This window comes from Phyllobacterium sp. P30BS-XVII, assembly GCF_014138335.1.
GTDB classification, from domain to species: domain Bacteria; phylum Pseudomonadota; class Alphaproteobacteria; order Rhizobiales; family Rhizobiaceae; genus Phyllobacterium; species Phyllobacterium meliloti.
The window spans coordinates 588,890-605,383 of the sequence record NZ_JACGXO010000002.1; the positions used below are offsets into that span (position 1 = coordinate 588,890).

Annotated in this window: 15 protein-coding genes; 5 read left to right on the top strand and 10 right to left on the bottom strand. The window is 56.7% G+C overall.

The window, feature by feature from the left end; translation table 11 throughout:
• Positions 1-2 precede the first annotated feature (2 nt).
• From FHW17_RS08725 to FHW17_RS08745, 5 genes are all read right to left on the bottom strand, one after another.
• Positions 3-869 carry a methylenetetrahydrofolate reductase gene (locus tag FHW17_RS08725; protein ID WP_112527455.1) on the bottom strand — a complete coding sequence of 289 codons (867 nt, stop codon included), beginning with the start codon at positions 867-869 and terminating at the stop codon, positions 3-5.
• A 16-nt stretch (positions 870-885) separates the two neighbouring features.
• Entirely contained in the window at positions 886-1,188 is a 303-nt protein-coding gene (locus FHW17_RS08730; protein WP_091877734.1) for a virulence factor, read from the bottom strand.
• 311 nt (positions 1,189-1,499) lie between these two features.
• Positions 1,500-2,165 (bottom strand): exopolysaccharide biosynthesis protein, encoded by a 666-nt coding sequence (locus tag FHW17_RS08735; RefSeq protein WP_113097380.1) that lies wholly within the window; start codon positions 2,163-2,165, stop codon positions 1,500-1,502.
• A gap of 79 nt (positions 2,166-2,244) precedes the next feature.
• Complete coding sequence (locus FHW17_RS08740; protein ID WP_091877732.1) at positions 2,245-2,829, bottom strand: DUF4893 domain-containing protein; 585 nt, start codon at positions 2,827-2,829, stop codon at positions 2,245-2,247.
• Positions 2,830-2,903: 74 nt separating this feature from the next.
• Complete coding sequence (locus FHW17_RS08745) at positions 2,904-3,536, bottom strand: DUF1638 domain-containing protein (protein WP_182509619.1); 633 nt, start codon at positions 3,534-3,536, stop codon at positions 2,904-2,906.
• A gap of 69 nt (positions 3,537-3,605) precedes the next feature.
• Here FHW17_RS08745 and FHW17_RS08750 point away from each other — a divergent pair, with 69 nt between their 5' ends.
• Positions 3,606-3,761: an entericidin gene (locus FHW17_RS08750; protein WP_091877730.1), complete on the top strand. Its 156-nt coding sequence runs from the start codon at positions 3,606-3,608 to the stop codon at positions 3,759-3,761.
• An 85-nt stretch (positions 3,762-3,846) separates the two neighbouring features.
• Here the strand turns inward: FHW17_RS08750 and FHW17_RS08755 are convergent, their stop codons facing one another.
• Complete coding sequence (locus FHW17_RS08755; protein WP_112527427.1) at positions 3,847-4,545, bottom strand: B12-binding domain-containing protein; 699 nt, start codon at positions 4,543-4,545, stop codon at positions 3,847-3,849.
• 252 nt (positions 4,546-4,797) lie between these two features.
• Here FHW17_RS08755 and FHW17_RS08760 point away from each other — a divergent pair, with 252 nt between their 5' ends.
• Together FHW17_RS08760 and FHW17_RS08765 are read left to right on the top strand one after the other, a co-directional pair.
• Complete coding sequence (locus FHW17_RS08760) at positions 4,798-6,384, top strand: trimethylamine methyltransferase family protein (protein ID WP_112527425.1); 1,587 nt, start codon at positions 4,798-4,800, stop codon at positions 6,382-6,384.
• Between the two features lie 86 nt (positions 6,385-6,470).
• Positions 6,471-7,154: a 4Fe-4S dicluster domain-containing protein gene (locus FHW17_RS08765; protein ID WP_182509620.1), complete on the top strand. Its 684-nt coding sequence runs from the start codon at positions 6,471-6,473 to the stop codon at positions 7,152-7,154.
• A gap of 580 nt (positions 7,155-7,734) precedes the next feature.
• On the opposite strand, the gene bmt is transcribed toward FHW17_RS08765, so the two are convergent.
• A complete protein-coding gene (gene bmt, locus FHW17_RS08770) occupies positions 7,735-8,748 on the bottom strand; it encodes a betaine--homocysteine S-methyltransferase (RefSeq protein ID WP_112527419.1) in 1,014 nt (337 codons plus the stop codon).
• 86 nt (positions 8,749-8,834) lie between these two features.
• The gene (locus FHW17_RS08775; RefSeq protein ID WP_112527417.1) at positions 8,835-9,671 is read right to left on the bottom strand and encodes a helix-turn-helix transcriptional regulator; all 837 of its coding nucleotides are present in this window, start codon (positions 9,669-9,671) and stop codon (positions 8,835-8,837) included.
• A 115-nt stretch (positions 9,672-9,786) separates the two neighbouring features.
• Between FHW17_RS08775 and FHW17_RS08780 the strand changes: the two genes are divergently transcribed.
• Positions 9,787-10,821, top strand: a complete 1,035-nt coding sequence (locus FHW17_RS08780; RefSeq protein WP_182509621.1) for a fatty acid desaturase — start codon at positions 9,787-9,789, stop codon at positions 10,819-10,821.
• Between the two features lie 9 nt (positions 10,822-10,830).
• Positions 10,831-11,589, top strand: coding sequence for a PhnD/SsuA/transferrin family substrate-binding protein (locus FHW17_RS08785; RefSeq protein WP_182509622.1), 759 nt, complete (start codon positions 10,831-10,833; stop codon positions 11,587-11,589).
• Positions 11,590-11,884: 295 nt separating this feature from the next.
• Here FHW17_RS08785 and FHW17_RS08790 read toward each other — a convergent pair whose 3' ends face one another.
• The gene (locus tag FHW17_RS08790) at positions 11,885-14,461 is read right to left on the bottom strand and encodes an FAD-dependent oxidoreductase (RefSeq protein WP_182509623.1); all 2,577 of its coding nucleotides are present in this window, start codon (positions 14,459-14,461) and stop codon (positions 11,885-11,887) included.
• A gap of 62 nt (positions 14,462-14,523) precedes the next feature.
• The gene (locus FHW17_RS08795; protein WP_112527409.1) at positions 14,524-16,104 is read right to left on the bottom strand and encodes a trimethylamine methyltransferase family protein; all 1,581 of its coding nucleotides are present in this window, start codon (positions 16,102-16,104) and stop codon (positions 14,524-14,526) included.
• Positions 16,105-16,494: the final 390 nt, after the last annotated feature.

Below are 16,494 nucleotides of genomic sequence, written 5' to 3' on the forward strand. Positions count from 1 at the left end.
CCTTAATTCGCTGCTGCAGATGCGTAATGGCCGGATGCGACATTCCACGAGCCGCGATCAACGAGCCATTCGGAGGACTTCTTCAGGCCGCCAAACGGGAAAATGTGGATCTGCTTGATGGCGGAAGCCGGATTGTTGATAACATGCTGTTCGATAGGGCCAACAACACCTTCAGGTGAATGGCTGGTGGCCAGCGCCGTCAGTGACAGGGCATTCTTTTTAAGGAAGCTGATCGAATTGCCGACGCCGCACATGGCAGCATATTTGATCAATGTGGTGATCTTGGCCGGGCCAGCAACGCCAAGATGCACAGGCAGATCAACACCATGTTCACGCAGCGATTCCGCATAGCGGATGAAGCGATCAGCATCAAAGCCGAACTGGGTAACGACACGCAAGCGTGCGCCGGTGCGTTCGCCAAAATTCTTCTTGAGGCGCAGGGCTTCAAGCGCAACAGCTTCGGAAAATTCGGGACTGCCTTCCGGATGTCCGGCAACGCCCATTTCGTTGATGCCATATTTGTCGAAAAAGCCGGTTTCCAGCACTTCCATGGTGGAGGAGAATTCGCCAGCCTGCCGTTCAAGGCCGCCGCCGATAACCAGCACGTCGGTCACACCGGCTTCTTCAGCGGCGCGGCGGATGCGGGTTTCCAAGGCTGCTCTTGTTCCAAGGCGGCGGGAGGCGAAATGCGGAACCGGCTTGTAGCCGAGATCATGAATGCGCTTGGCGGCAGCTGTCAGCGTGTCGACGCCATCGGTGCCCATGTCGGTGATGTAAACGCGGGTCCCTTCCGGGAACAGGCCAGGCAGGTCCTGCGATTCAATAGCCTGGCGTGCCGCCACTTCGATGGATGCTGCGATCTTTGTCATTGGCTTTGCTTTCAGTTCATGAATTGTCATGTCCGCCTGCCTTTACTAGCGCCACAAGGCGTTCCCGATGATATTCGCTGTCAATACGGGCGAGGGCCGCATCAGCCTCCGCATCCAGATCATCACTCACCGGCACCGGTGTTCCCCGGCGCCACTCTGCCAGATAGGCGTCCGAATCCCGGGCGCCAATGCGCATCGCACACATGTCGATGGCTTCAGTAAAACGAAGAGGAAGTTCGCGCTTTGCGGCCTGACGTCCTTTTTTGACGGTCACCTGTGCAGGAATATCCCGCCAATAAACGACAATAAGATCGGCCATGCAGTTTATCCTCCAACGAGGACCGTTTTGCCTGATAATCAGGGGGTAAGCTTGTTATCTCACGACGTGCGCCCACTCAAATGCGACGTGCGACATTGTTGTTTTTGCGACAGGGATTTTAGTGGGGTGGTTCGCCCTTCGGCGCGCTCAGGAAGCTCACCATGAGGGAGAGGGGTGATGAAGGGGAGTCAAGTTCTGCAATGTTGTTGATCTGCAAAGCTGGTGATTAGCGTTACATCCATCCACGCCCCTCATGGTTGTTATGTCGAACCACGGAGCACCGCCCCATCCAACCACGGCTCTGGCCAATCTCAAAACGGCCAGAAGCCCGCCAGATAGGCCAGCACATTGGCGGCGATGAAGGCGAAGCCAAAGACAATGCTGATCGAGACCACGCCCAGAATGAGCCCGCCCAGCATCAGGCGGCCATCGCGTTCACACAGGGCAATGCCGATAATGGCCGTTGCCAAGGCCGGAAGCCAGTTTGAAAGCGGCATGGGGAGGACAACGGACATACCGAGAACTGTTGTAAATGCGCCGAGCCAACGATCCCCCTGACGCTGGGAAAAAGGCCAGTTGCGCGGGCGGATGAAGCGTTCCAGCCATTGCAGCCACGGAACAACCTTGTTTGAGACCTGACGAAAACGTTCCGGCGCGATGGTTTTTGTGCGCATGAAGGCCGGTAGCCAGACGGATTCGCGGCCCATGACCATCTGCACTGATACCAGAACGAGCGGGATACCGGTGACGATACCGGTTCCCGGTGGCAGCGGAAGCAGGTTGAGAATGGCGAAAAACGTCAAAAGCGCCGCGAAGCTGCGATCCGTGAAGGCATCTTCAAGTTCGGTGAAAGAAACAGGTGCGGTGGTTGTCCGTGCAAGGTCTTCGAAAACCTGTGAAAGGGGGCGCGGATCATTTTCCGCATGCGTTGACGCGCTGTCCATCTTCTTCTGATTTTCACTATCTATTGCAACCATGGGTCCGTCTTTTGTTCAACCTTTGCCCATATGGAGGGGCAAAGGTGACATTGCAATGACGCGGCAGCGACGAAAGTGCTTAACGTTTGAATTCCATGATGTTGAGCAGGGATTCGTAATAGGGCGCCGGAAACTCGATGCGGAAGGCATTTTTACCGGTGCGATAGGCATAGCCAGCTTCGTCGGTTTTCGGTCCTGCACCATATTTCGCGGGCTTTTGATCCGAAACATAGCCAGTGCCGAGATAGGTCAGCCGCTTGTCGCTCTCAGTGTAGAAACGCCCTTTGGTGCGTTGCGATCCCGTCACTTTTTCCAAAGCCCAGCCGGAGCCGTCATCCGTGACCTTGCATTTGAACCAGCCATAGACCACGAGCGCCGGGGCCATGCCGCCGAGCTTGATTGTCCGGCACTGCCAGTTGCCGGTCATGTCGAAACCTTCACTGAAAGGCAGGCTGGGGCGCTTCAGCAGTTCATCGACAATGCGGATATCAGCGGCGCTACCGGTCGCTTTCGCATCTGCAACCGCCTTGGTCTTTGTCTGATCGTACTGCTCTAGCCGTTTGGTATCGGCTGGCGTGATGATCTTTGTAATGGCGCCATCCGCATGGGCGGCGCTGATGGTTGCCAGACTGATCGTTGCGAGAAGAAGGGTTCGAAACAGCATGAGAACGGTCCTTTGTTTTCGATTCCATCAGGAAGCAGGCGGACCATGCCGATTTAAAGGCGTAAAGGAAAGTGTCAAACTGCGCTATTTGCTGCTGCTGATTGCAGGGCAGGGACCAGATCGCCATAGGCAGTAAAGCGCCGCTCATAGGCGAGGCCAAGGAATTCAGCCGCCTTTTCCGCATTGGCATTCAGCCTGGCGTCGTCTGTTTGAGCAAGGTAGATCATCTTGGTGTAATTGCCGAAATACATGTCGCGCAACTCAGGGTGGCGGTCGAGGCCAAGCGGTTTGACCATGAAGGCTTCGAAATGCCGGGCGAGAAAGTCGGTCATGAAGAATGACGTCATGTCATCCTCCCATTTGGACGCAAAGGCATCATTGCCAACATAGAACGAGAAGCAATGCGGGCCCTCAATACGCTGCACACCATGCTTTTCGCAGACGCGATCGAGCATGCCGCCAGTGCCGCAATCGGCATAACCGACGAAGATTCGCTTGATGCCCTGAGCCTTTGCTTTGACGATTGCCCGATCCACTGATGGGGCAATCTTTTCGGGATGATGATGATAGACGGCGGGCAGACATTTCAGCTCAACGTGATCGAGGCCGAATTGCTCGCGTATAGCCAGTATTTCCCGGGCGATCATGCCGCAGGCGATCACCCGGACGATCTCTGGCGAATTATTCGAATTCTGGCTAACATTCATGGAACTGATTTCGCTCCATCGCGTTATGCGAACGTTGATTAAATTCTATCAGAACGGGAGACCCTGTCCATGAAACTATCACGCGTTGTACCGATCGCCGCTGTTCTTGCTGTCGTAGCACTGGCCGGCTGCGCCAACACAATCCGCGGTATCGGCTCCGATACAGCTAATACTGTCAATGCGACCCAGTCGGCTGGTCATCGGGTAGCAAAAGCCGCCAACTGATTTTTCGGCCTCATAGGCCAGTTTCAGCAAAGTTACACTAGATTTGAAAAACGGCCGCATTTTGATGCGGCCGTTTTGATTTGGTTCAGGCGCCGGACATCTGGTTGTGCTTGCGCTTCATAAAATCCTTGGCGGTTTCAACGGCCACCGCCGCATCGCGGCAATAAGCATCTGCACCAACGGCCTTGCCGAATTCTTCGTTCAGCGGCGCACCGCCGACGAGCACCACGTAATCGTCGCGAATGCCCTTTTCTTTCATCGTATCAATGACGACCTTCATATAGGGCATGGTCGTGGTGAGCAGCGCAGACATGCCGAGAATGTCAGGCTTGTGCTCTTCAATGGCTGCCAGATAATTTTCGACCGGATTGTTGATGCCAAGGTCGATGACGTCAAAGCCAGCGCCTTCCATCATCATGCCGACAAGATTCTTGCCGATGTCGTGAATGTCGCCCTTGACGGTGCCGATAACGAGCTTGCCCTGTTTCGGCGCGCCTGTGGCTGCGAGAAGCGGGCGCAGGATGAACATGCCTGCTTTCATGGCATTGGCCGAAAGCAGGACTTCCGGCACGAAGAGGATACCGTCACGGAAATCCTCACCGACGATGCGCATGCCTTCGACCAGCGCTTCGGTCAAAACCTTGTAAGGGACCCAGCCGCGCTCGAGAAGGATATTGGTGCCTTCCTCGATTTCTTCCTTCAATCCATCGTACAGATCGTCGTGCATTTGTTCGACGAGTTCGTCGTCCGAAAGCTCCGAAAGAATGATTTCATCGTCGGCCATGGGTGTCTTCCTCTCAAGCGTTATGCAGCGCTTTTCATCTCTACTGGCATTCCCTTAACATATCGGGCAAGTTGCTGAAAACGCATTGCTTAAATGCGACCTCGTAAATGACGAAAGCGACCACCTGTTTGTCTTCCATGCGTCATTGTTTGACGCACACGGAAACGCCCCCATCCGTGTCGCAGGTAGGATCGGATCGTTGAGGTCATGACCGAAGAACCAATCCGCGCATCAAGCGCTTGGAGAAATAAAATGAATCAGGAAACGCCAGTCGATGCACCCGCTGATACTGCTGAAAGCGGCGGACGCCGTGGACGCGGTGCCGGTGCGGGCGCTGCTGCCCGCCGTGCCGCCCGTTCCGGCGGTGGCCCGGGCAAGTCGCTCACCTATATCACGCGCAAGATTCGCGAATATGAGGTGCTTGACGAGGAAGGGCTGGCGCTGATTGAAGCCAATGCGGATACTGTCCTGGAGGAAATTGGCATCGAGTTTCGCGACGATGCGGAAGCTTTGCAGCTTTGGCGCGAAGCTGGGGCCGATGTCAAAGGCGAGCGGGTACACTTTCCAAAAGGGCTTCCCCGCTCACTTTTGAAGACAGCACCGTCCATCTACACACAGCATGCGCGCAACCCCGAGCGTTCCGTGCAGATCGGTGGCAAGGCCACGGTGTTTGCGCCGGTTTACGGCCCGCCCTTCGTGCGCGATCTTGATGGCAATCGCCGCTATGCGACCATTGAAGACTTCAACAATTTCGTAAAGCTCGCCTATATGGCGCCATCGATCCACCATTCCGGCGGCACGGTGTGCGAGCCTGTCGATGTGCCTGTCAACAAGCGCCACCTTGATATGGTTTATGCCCATATCAAATATTCCGACAAGCCGTTCATGGGGTCTGTTACTGCGCCGGAGCGCGCGGAAGACACGATCTCCATGTGCAAACTGGTTTTCGGTGAGGATTATCTCGACCAGAACACGGTTTTGACCAGCCTGATCAACGCCAATTCGCCGATGGTTTTCGACGAGACGATGGTTGGCGCGCTCAAGGTCTATGCCCGCAACAATCAGGCCTGCATTGTCACGCCGTTCATTCTTGCCGGTGCCATGAGCCCGGTGACGGTGGCCGGTACGTTGACGCAGGTTCTGGCGGAAGTGCTCGCCGGTGCAGCGCTCACCCAGCTGATCCGTCCGGGCGCTCCGGTTATTTTCGGCACATTTGCCTCGTCCATCTCGATGCAGTCAGGTGCGCCGACTTTCGGAACACCTGAGCCGTCACTTGTCTCCTACGGTGCTGCGGCGCTCGCCCGTCGTCTCGGCTTGCCGTTCCGTACCGGCGGTTCGCTTTGCGCGTCAAAGGTTTCCGATGCGCAGGCAGCCTATGAAAGCGCCAATACGCTGAATTCGACGCTTCTGGCTGGCACGAACTTCGTGCTGCACTCCGCCGGCTGGCTCGAAGGTGGTCTCGTATCCTCCTATGAAAAGTTCATGATGGATATCGACCAGCTCGGCATGGCGCAGAAATTTGCTGAAGGCGTTGACCTTTCCGAGAATGGTCAGGCGATGGATGCGATCCGTCAGGTTGGTCCCGGCAGCCACTATCTTGGCTGCGACCATACACAGGCGAATTTCCAGACGGCCTTCTACCGCTCGAATATTGCTGACAACAACTCCTACGAGCAATGGCTTGCGGAGGGCGAGAAGCGCGCCGACCAGCGTGGCAATGAACTCGCACGGCGCTGGCTCGAAACCTACGAGGCTCCCTATCTCGATCCAGCTATCGACGAATCGCTCAAGGAATTCATCGCCAAGAAAAAAGCGTCGATGCCCGACGCATTCACCTGAAAGAAGCCCGAGGACGGCCGGGCTAAAGTGGCCAGTCTGATCCATGAAGAAGTCTGGGCCTCTGCTGTCAAGGGTTCAGGCCCCGGATGACTGTTGCCGATCCTCTTGAACAAATCGCCGCCGCGCTGGAACCCCATGGTCTTGTTCCGCGCGGCGGTTTTGTTTTTGGAGCAGGGGACGAAGCGCCCAGCCTGAGCAATGGTGTTTCGGCACGCAGCGTGGTTCTCGTCGGCCATTTCGGTTCATCCATCTGGCCGCATTTTGTTGAATGGCGGCGGGCGCATCCGTATGTGGACGATCCGCTCGACACATGGTCCAAAGACGTTCTCACCCATGTCGCGGACGCTGTGGGAGGACAGGCGGTCTTTCCATCCGACAAACCTTATTTGCCGTTCCAGCAATGGGCAAAGCGTGGGGAAGGGTTGTCGGCATCGCCTTTGGGACTGTTGATCCATCCGGAATACGGCCTCTGGCAGGCGTTTCGCGGCGCCTTGCTGTTTGACCGGGTTATCGACTTCCCATCAATTGCTCGGGATAATCACCCCTGCGATAGCTGCGCGGAAAAACCATGCCTGAGCGCTTGCCCGGTGGACGCATTCGATGGAAAGAATTTTGCTGTTGGCCGCTGCCGTTCTTATCTGGCAGAACCAAAAGGGCACGAATGTCTTGATGGCGGCTGTCTCGCGCGGCTGGCCTGTCCAGTCGGCCGGGAACACGCCTATATTCCCGAACAGCAGCGTTTTCACATGGCCCCATTTGCACGTGGCTGAGCCAGCGCAAAAATATTCTGATTGATCCTGTGGCATCGTCAAAGGGGCGACGAGAACGGACTGCATGAACGCGGTTCGTGGTTCGTGGTTCGACAAGCTCACCATGAGGGAGAGAGGTGGATTGCAGGGAGAGGGGTGGTGCAGGCTAATCTCAAAATGAGAGTGTGGACGCAGAATCGCAAAAAGGGGGAGTGTGATGCAACGCTGATCTCAAAGGGAGTGGGAATGTAGTGTTAATCGCCAAAGGTGCAGAATAAAGCTCCCTGCAACCCACCCATACCCCTCATCCTGAGCCTGTCGAAGGGCGCTGTAATGGTTCTGCAAATTGCAGTCTGCATGGTTGTTATGTCGAACCATGAACCATGAACCACGAACCATTAAAAAAACGAAAGACCCGCAAAGAACGCGATCGGTCCAACGATAATACTCATCAGGAGGCTGACAACTACCGACCAACGAAACGCATATCGCGCGGTAATATAAAGCACGACAAGCGCAAGGATGAATGGGACCGGGTAGCCCAGGATGAGAAAAACGATCAAGCCCAACGGGTCAGGCAGTGCGCCCATCCAGCCCAAGTTCAACCGCGGCGACCGCGGCGCTCGCGCTTCGGCAGGTCATCCGCATGGGCGGCGAGCTTGTTGCGCATTGGCCCGATCGTCTCAACAATGGTTTCCACCGTTGGGCGGGTGCTATGGATATGGTTATCCAGCGCATGGCGCATCGCGGCCAGATGTTCGAACGAGGTGCCGCAGCAGCCGCCAATGATTTTTGCACCGCCATTAATGGCGAGATGCGCATAATTGGCCATCAATTCAGGCGTGCCGGAGTAAAAAATCTCGGCGCCGCGAAATTCAGGGATGCCGCAATTGCCCTTGATGACAATGGTGGCTGTGGGATCAGCTTCGGACATGTCGAGCAGGGAGGCCAGAATATCCGACGCGCCGACACCGCAATTGGCACCGACAGCAACCGGGCGCTGGGCAAGCCCATCGACAACACCGTGAATCTCTTTCGGCGGCAGGCCCATCATGGTCTTGCCGGCCGTATCGAACGAGCCTGTATAGACATAGGGGAGGCCGACTTTCACGGCAGCTTCCGCCGCGGCGCGGATTTCACCCGGAGCCGACATGGTTTCGATCCATGCGACATCAACACCGCCAGCCTTCAGACCTTCCAGCTGTTCGGTAAAGGCAGCGACAGCGTCCTCTTCGGTCAGCGCACCAAGTGGAACCAGCAGTTCGCCCGTCGGGCCGACAGAGCCAGCAACAATCACCTTGCGGTCTGCCTTATCGGCGACAGCGCGGGCAAGTTCAGCCGCCTTCTTGTTCAGTTCAAACACGCGATCCTGTGCGTGGTGCAGCTTCAGGCGATGGCGTGTGCCGCCAAAGGAATTGGTGAGGATGATATCAGCACCGGCATCAACAAAGCCCTGATGCAGCGCGAGGATTTTTTCCGGCTGGGCTTCGTTCCACAGTTCCGGTGCTTCACCCGCTTCCAGACCCGTGGCAAACAGGTTCGTGCCCGTCGCGCCATCGGCCAAAAGCACACCTTTTTCGGCAAGAAGATCGGCAAGCGGATTGGCAATGGTCATGGCGCAGTTCCTGTGATGAGACTTAGATAACGATATAAGGAAGTCTTTATATGTGGTCAATATTCATTTGCGACAAGCTCTAGCACTCAATCGACCTTCAATGAGGAAATATAAGCGCCAACCTCATGCGCATTGATCTTTGCCACGCGGATCAGCCCATCGAAATGCCGTTGCAGGGTTTGCACGGCATCCGTTGTGTTGAGCACCAGATACATCTCGCCAACGAAGATCGCGGCACGGTAGGGTCCGAACACGGTGTAGGGCACCGAAAATCTTTCGCGCCCATCGAACAGAAACAGCCGGAAGGACGGATAAAGCTCATCGAGCAACGTGGTCATGTGTTCCAGCTGTTCAATCCTGACCTTGCGCGAAAGGTCGCCCCAGATGCCGCCACCACCAGCGAAATCGCGCAGGGTCTGGTAGGGCATACACACTTCCATGTCCGTGCCCGGCTGGCGATTGTAATCAAGCCGGAATGCAGTTTCAGTGATCTGGGCCGTGGGGTCGCGGTGTACAAGCGAAGTCTCGTAGGCAATCACCGCCTGTGTGCGCAGCAGGTCGGGAATACGCGCGGGCACATAGCGGATCTTGCTGCCCGTCGCTTCCGCATGCCAGCGCACCAGCAGCGTGCGCTCAAAACCATCATGGCCTTCCTCGATCTCCATACTGGCGCGCAGTTCGCCGGTGATCGCCTCATCCTGACTGAGACCGAGCAGCCAATCCAGCGACACCGCATAGCGCTCGGCAATGTTGAGCAGTGTCTCAACGCGGGGGAGGCGCGTCGACTGGCCGGAGAGGAGTTGCGAGAGTGCTGAACGGTCTATGCCGACGGCTGAAGCAAACGACGATTGATTATCACCGCTGCGGGCAAGCAGGCTCCGGATACGGTCCTGGAACAGGCGCGAGAGATCCCGTTTATCCATTTGCATGCCTTTTTGTTTACTAAGCACAACAATTGCATCATTTGGTGCGCATAATCAACAGTTTATCACTAAAATCGCGTTGCTGACAGTTCCTGACAGTGAGACGATGAAAGTCATGGAATCAGAAGCACATACAGCCGAACTAACTGACAAATCCGGCCGGGGACATAAGCACCCTGGCATTGAATGGCCCACCATTGCCTTGATGATCATCTGCTACGGTTTATGGCTGGTTTCAGGATTTTACCTCTATCCAACCATGCCTTTTGTCGCCTTGGCGCTGATGGCGGTTGCCGTCGCGTTTCACTCTTCTTTGCAGCATGAAGCCTTGCACGGGCACCCGACCCGCAGCGGCATGCTCAATGAGTTTCTTGTCTCGCTGCCCATCGGCCTGTTCTACCCCTACCGCCGCTATAAGCACCTGCATCTGAAACACCATGCGGATGAGCGGTTGACCGATCCCTATGACGATCCGGAAAGCTATTACCGGGCGCTGGGTGACTGGGAGAAGCTGCCTGCCGCTCTCAAGGTGCTGCTGAAGTGGAACAATACGATGCTTGGGCGCATCATTGTTGGACCGGCGCTGATGATCGTGGGATTCATTGCCACGGATATCAAACTGATATCCGGTGGTGACCGAAAAGTGCGCACCGCATGGCTCCTGCATGTGGCGGGACTTATTCCTTTGGTTGTCCTGCTGGTTGAATTCGGTATCCCGCTTTGGCTTTATGCATTGACCGCGGTTTATTGGGGACTGGCGATCATTGCCATCCGCTCCTATTGCGAACATCAGTGGTCCGAGCGCCCGGATGGCCGCACGATTATTGTCGAGAAATCACCGCTGGCGCTGTTGTTCCTCAACAACAACCTGCATTTCGTTCATCACAAGCGGCCAACCGTTCCGTGGTACAAATTGCCAAAACTCTATCGCGAGCAGCGTGATGAGTGGAAAGCCATGAATGGCGGCTATGTCTTCCGCAACTATTTCGAAATCCTGCGTGCCTATGCATTCCACAGCAAGGAAGACGTCGTTCATCCGGTTCTGCGCCGTGAGCCTGCACCCGGACGGGCTTTCTGTCCACGCCGTCATGGCATTTCCCTGCAGGGCGGAACAAGCGTGCCTATTCCCGCCGAGCCTCCGACAGAGTAAAACACCCGCATGACACTCATTGCAGCCTTGCCGATGTATGATTGGCCGGAACGCCGCGCCGAAGTGGATGCGCAATGGGTGGCCATCCGCGATAAGCTTCGCGCCAAAGGGTTTGACGCGCCGGAGTTTCTGACGCGGCGCAATGGCGATCTTCCCGCAGTATCAGGCGGTATCCGCGATGCCTCCGGTAACGTGATTGCACCTGACCCTGCATCGCTTGCCCCCGATGAACTTGATATGCCGACGCTGTGGCGTCACCCGGCATTACTGTTCGCCCAGACCTGCTGGGGCCCGATGGAGCTTGGCCTTGCCGCCCATGTGCATGTGGCGGGGCAGGATGACTATTCCGGCGTGGCGGGTGGTGATGACACGCTCTATTCCAGTGCGCTGGTGATGCGCCGGGGCGAGGGTGTGGCTGTGCCTGCGCCGCAGGGCCCCGAGCCTGTTTTACCCATCGCCCACATGCGCGGAAAGCGCCTTGCGTTCAACAGCCATGATTCCATGTCCGGCTATCTCGGTATCCAGCGCGATCTGGCTGCAATGGGGGAAGGTTTTGGTCTGTTTTCCCGCCTCATTGAAACCGGCGGCCACCGTGCCTCGGTGGAAGCCGTAGCATCCGGGCGTGCGGATATTGCGGCCATTGATATCAAGTCCTGGGCACTTGCCCAGCGCTATGACGAGGCAGCAAGTGCGCTGATCGTGGTGGGCTGGACAGGCAAGCGCAAGGGCCTGCCGTTTATCTCAGCCTTTGAGGGTGTGGTTGTCTGATAATCCGACGGAGATGCGCAATCGGCGCAGAATATAACTCCCTGCAACCACCCATATCCCTCATGGTGAGCCTGTCGAAGGGCGCAACAATGGTTGTGCAAATGCAATCAACATAGTGCGTGTTGTGGTTCGTGGTTCGACAGGCTCACCATGAGGGAGAGGGGTGATGAAGGGGAGTCAAGTTCTGCACTTTTCGTGATTTGCAATGCTGGTGATCAGCATTGCACGCTCACTCTCCCTCATGGTGAGCCTGTCGAACCACGAACCACGAACCTTGTAATGCAAAAGGGCTTTATCACCCGCGCATTTTAGCCCCGGCTGGATCAAACGGTGGCTCGATGTTGATGCGGGCGGTGCGGCGGAGGCCGAGAATTTCCACCTCAAATAGACCAGCACTTTCATTCTCAGCCAGTTCGGCAGGCACATAGCCCTGTGCCATGGAGTGCCCGACATAATGGGCGTAACCGCCTGATGTCACCCAGCCGACAACGCGCCAATCGCCCTGAACCGCACCCTTGTCGCCATCAAAGGAAACAGCGGCACCCGTATCATTGAAGCGCGGAGCGCCCACGCCGTGCCCGGCTTCCACGACACCATAATCCTTGGTGACTTTGGCCCAGATCGGCTCATCGCCCATCACATCGGCAGCACCATCACCATCCGGTACGTCGATGATCAATGAGACGCGGCACAGTTTTTTGCTGGTTCCGGCATCAAACTCCGCTTTTTCCTGCGCTGCGGCTTCGCGGCCGATAAAATCATTCTTGGTGAGCTTGATGAAACGATCCATCGAGCCCTCATAGGGTCCGTAGATTGGACGCAATTCGCGGAACCATGTGGGGAAATTCTTTTCCAGCCGCATGGACAGCAAAGCGCGCATGCCGAAATCAACAATATCGAATTCCTTGCCCGCATCCTTGATCGCCTTGTAAACAAGGCGCTGATAGGCCGGTTCCATCCAGATTTCGTAACCGAGATCGCCCGTATAGGAAATGCGGTTGACCTTGCACGGTGCGCCGCCAACGGTCATTTCGCGGAAATCCATGAACCGGAAGGCGGTGTTCGACACATCTTCGTCGACAAGTTTGGCCAGAAGATCGCGGGATTTCGGCCCGGCGATGGAAAGGCCAACCAGCGTTTGATCGAAGCGGTGGATATGCACCGAACCGTCCTTAGGCTGATGTTTTTGGAACCAGCGCATGTGATAGCGCTGTGCGGCGGAGGAACCCCAGATGAGGAAACGATCCTCGGCGGCCTTGGCGATGGTGAAATCGCCGATCAGCTTGCCCTTTTCATTCAGCATGGGCGTCAGCACCAGACGGCCTGTTTTTGGCATGGTGTTGGTCATGAGATAGGAAAGAAACGCTTCCGCACCGCTGCCGGTCACTTCATATTTGGCGAAGTTGGCGATTTCGGTCACGCCGACCCGCTCACGCGTGGCGCGGACTTCATTGCCGATATGTTCGAAATCGTTGGAGCGGTGATATGAAACGATATCTTTGGCTTCTGTACCCTTTGGTGCGAACCAGAGCGGCGTTTCCAGACCCCAGGAATCGCCCATGACGGCGTTCTGGCTGACCATCGTGTCATAGAGCGGCGTTGTCTGCTGCGGCCGTGCGGCGGGCAGTTCCTCGTTGGGGAAGCGGATGGAGAAGCGGCGCGAATAGTTTTCGCGCACTTTGGCATTGGTATAGCGCAGGGTTGCCCATTCGCCGAAGCGGGCCACATCCATGCCCCAGACGTCAAAGCCGGGTTCGCCATGCACCATCCAGTTGGAGAGGGCGAGGCCGACGCCGCCGCCCTGACTGAAACCGGCCATGACGGCGCAGGCAGTCCAGTAATTGGTCAAGCCCGGAACAGGGCCGACGAGAGGATTACCATCGGGCGCAAAGGTGAATGGGCCATTGATGATCTGCTTGATCCCGGCCTTTTCAATGCCGGGGAAATGCTTGAAGCCCACTTCGAGGGAAGGGGCAATGCGATCAATATCCGGCGCCAGCAGTTCATGGCCGAAATCCCATGGTGTATTAACCGGCGACCATGGCTTGGCGGCCTTCTCATAGGTGCCGAGCAGGATGCCGTTGCGTTCCTGCCGCGTATAAATCTCGCCCTTGAAATCCATGACGCCAATAAGCTCGCGGCCCGTTGACTTGTTGAACTCCATGACTTCGGGCACGTCTTCGGTCAGAAGATACATGTGCTCCATGGCAAGAACAGGCAATTCGAGGCCAACCATGCGGCCAACTTCGCGGGCCCAGAGGCCGCCGCAATTGACGACATGTTCGGCCTTCACTGTTCCCTGTTCGGTGACGACATTCCAGGTGCCGTCCACTTCCTGCGTCAGTTCAACGACACGGTTGCGCAGGCTGATTTCTGCGCCAAGCTTGCGCGCGGCCTTGGCATAGGCATGGGTGGTGCCGGATGGATCAAGGTGGCCTTCAACCGGGTCCCACATGGCGCCGACAAAGTTCGTTTCGTCCATCAGCGGGAACATGGCCTTGGCTTCCGATGGGGTGATCAGCTCGGTATCCATACCGAGATAGCGGCCGCGCGCATGGGCGAGGCGCAGGAAATCCATACGCTCGGGCGAGTCGGCCATCATGACGCCGCCGGTCAGATGCAGGCTGCAGGACTGGCCGGAGAGTTCCTCGATTTCCTTGTAGAGGCTGACCGTATAGGCCTGCAGCTTGGCAACGTTCGGATCGCCATTCAGCGTGTGAAAACCGCCAGCCGCATGCCAGGATGAACCGGATGTCAGCTCCGAGCGTTCGATCAGCAGAACATCCGTCCAGCCAGCGCGGGCGAGATGGTAAAGGACCGAACATCCGACTACGCCGCCGCCAATGACAACTGCTTTAACGTGCGATTTCATTCACTTATGCCTCTTGTATAGGAATATGATTCAATGCGTTGAGAGTTTGATTCAAGCCGCCATTAGAAGTCGGTCGGCGCGCCGCCCTCGGCCTTGCGTCTGGCAACGAAGGCGTTCAGCTCTTCCTCGATGGCCGGATCAATCGCTGGCTTCTCATAGGTGGCAAGCCGCTCCTTCCAGACGCGATTGGCGCGCTCAATGGCCGTGGGGGAACCGGCTTCCTGCCACGTCTCGTAATTGCGCCAGTCGGATATGATCGGCGCATAGAACGCCGTCTTGTAGCGGGACTGGGTGTGGGCCGTGCCGAAGAAGTGGCCGCCGGGACCAACATCGCGCATGGCGTCGAGGCCAAGGGCGTCTTCCGACAGGTCGAGCGGTGTCAGGAATTCCGCCACCATCTGCAAGAGATCAAAGTCGAGGATCATCTTTTCGTAGGAGCAGCACAGGCCGCCTTCCAGCCAACCGGCGGAATGCAGCATGAAATTGCCGCCGCCTTGGATTGCACCCCAGAGCGAGAAGACGGATTCGTAGGCGGCCTGCGCATCGACGGTATTAGCGGCGCAGACATTGGAGGTGCGATAAGGGATTTTGTAACGGCGGGCGAGCTGGCCGCCGACCATCTGCGCCTTCATATATTCAGGTGTACCGAAAGCAGGTGCGCCGGATTTCATGTCGACATTGGAGGTGAAGCCGCCATAACCAACTGGCGCGCCTTTCTTGACCATCTGGGTAAAGGAGATACCCGCCAGCGCCTCGGCATTCTGCTGAACGAGCGCACCGGCGATGGTGACGGGGGCCATGGCTCCTGCCAGCGTAAACGGGGTGACGATAACAATCTGCCCATTTCCTGACATGTGGATGATGCCTTCCATCATCGGCACATCGAGCTTCAGGGGCGAGTTGGTGTTGATGATGGTGTAGGAGGAAGCTTCGTTCTGCAACTGCTCCTGGCTGATGCCGCGGGCAATGCGGGCGATTTCAATACCATCCAGATTGCGCTCCTTGCCGAGCGAATAAATATGAAAAGCCTTGTCGGAGAGGGTGGCAAGATCGCGAATGCATTCGAGGTGGCGAACCGACGGGTGAATGTCGATCGGTTCAACAGGATAGCCGCCCGTCATGTTGATGATGTTGTGCATCTGCGCCAGTTTGACGAAGTTGCGGAAATCCGCCTGATTGCCTGACCGTCTGCCATTATCCGTGTCGGAACAATTGGGCGCCGATCCCATCTGCGCGAAAATCAGGTTGTTGCCACCGAAACGCACATTGTGGGCGGGGTTGCGGGCGTGCAGGGTGAATTCCGATGGCGCATGGCCGACATATTCAAGGATCATGTCCTTGTCGAAATGCACGCGCATGGTGCCGGGACGCACATCCGCACCCGCCTGTTTCATGATCTCCCGCGCGCCATCATGCAGCACATCAACGCCAATCTCCTGCAAAACGCGCAGCGAGGCATTGTGGATGGATTCCAGCTCATCGTCGGAAATGATCTTGGTGGGCGCGAAGGGAATCTTCAACTGGCGGAAGGGGGGCTGGTCAAACGCCCCGCTTTCAATGCTGCGAGGGCGGGACCGTCCGCCACGCCGGCCATGATCGCGTGCCGTTGCGGGGATTTCGATGTCTGTTGCCGGTTCACTCATAGCTCATGCCCTTCACTTGCGATGGTGCCACTATCGCCACAGACGGGAAATCCGTGCGCGGCCTGAGCGACGCTGACCGCAAGGGAAGCGACATGGGTGGGGAAACAGGGTTGCACCAAGATAAGTGCGTGGTTCGCCCTTCGACAGGCTCAGGATGAGGGAGAGGGATGGGTTGCAGGGAGTGAGTTCTGTAATGGTGTGAAGTGCAATGTTGACGATTAGCGTTGCATCCACCTAACTCCCTCATGGTTGTTATGTCGAACCACGGAAGATGGTGATTGCATCACCCAACATTGCAGTCACGGAACACACTCTCCCATTACCACGCCCGCTTTTGCGTCTGGCTATTGAAAGGTGGGAAAGACGGGCGATCCATAAGGGGAACGCGGG

Excerpts from the sequence above, each read along its gene's own strand:
- FHW17_RS08755 (WP_112527427.1), bottom strand. The coding sequence starts at position 4,545 with ATGGCCGACGATGAAATCATTCTTTCGGAGCTTTCGGACGACGAACTC.
- FHW17_RS08780 (WP_182509621.1), top strand. The coding sequence starts at position 9,787 with ATGGAATCAGAAGCACATACAGCCGAACTAACTGACAAATCCGGCCGG.
- FHW17_RS08730 (WP_091877734.1), bottom strand. The coding sequence starts at position 1,188 with ATGGCCGATCTTATTGTCGTTTATTGGCGGGATATTCCTGCACAGGTG.
- FHW17_RS08745 (WP_182509619.1), bottom strand. The coding sequence starts at position 3,536 with ATGAATGTTAGCCAGAATTCGAATAATTCGCCAGAGATCGTCCGGGTG.
- FHW17_RS08725 (WP_112527455.1), bottom strand. The coding sequence starts at position 869 with ATGACAAAGATCGCAGCATCCATCGAAGTGGCGGCACGCCAGGCTATT.
- FHW17_RS08795 (WP_112527409.1), bottom strand. The coding sequence starts at position 16,104 with ATGAGTGAACCGGCAACAGACATCGAAATCCCCGCAACGGCACGCGAT.
- FHW17_RS08790 (WP_182509623.1), bottom strand. The coding sequence starts at position 14,461 with ATGAAATCGCACGTTAAAGCAGTTGTCATTGGCGGCGGCGTAGTCGGA.
- FHW17_RS08735 (WP_113097380.1), bottom strand. The coding sequence starts at position 2,165 with ATGGTTGCAATAGATAGTGAAAATCAGAAGAAGATGGACAGCGCGTCA.
- FHW17_RS08740 (WP_091877732.1), bottom strand. The coding sequence starts at position 2,829 with ATGCTGTTTCGAACCCTTCTTCTCGCAACGATCAGTCTGGCAACCATC.
- bmt (WP_112527419.1), bottom strand. The coding sequence starts at position 8,748 with ATGACCATTGCCAATCCGCTTGCCGATCTTCTTGCCGAAAAAGGTGTG.
- FHW17_RS08750 (WP_091877730.1), top strand. The coding sequence starts at position 3,606 with ATGAAACTATCACGCGTTGTACCGATCGCCGCTGTTCTTGCTGTCGTA.
- FHW17_RS08765 (WP_182509620.1), top strand. The coding sequence starts at position 6,471 with ATGACTGTTGCCGATCCTCTTGAACAAATCGCCGCCGCGCTGGAACCC.
- FHW17_RS08775 (WP_112527417.1), bottom strand. The coding sequence starts at position 9,671 with ATGGATAAACGGGATCTCTCGCGCCTGTTCCAGGACCGTATCCGGAGC.
- FHW17_RS08785 (WP_182509622.1), top strand. The coding sequence starts at position 10,831 with ATGACACTCATTGCAGCCTTGCCGATGTATGATTGGCCGGAACGCCGC.
- FHW17_RS08760 (WP_112527425.1), top strand. The coding sequence starts at position 4,798 with ATGAATCAGGAAACGCCAGTCGATGCACCCGCTGATACTGCTGAAAGC.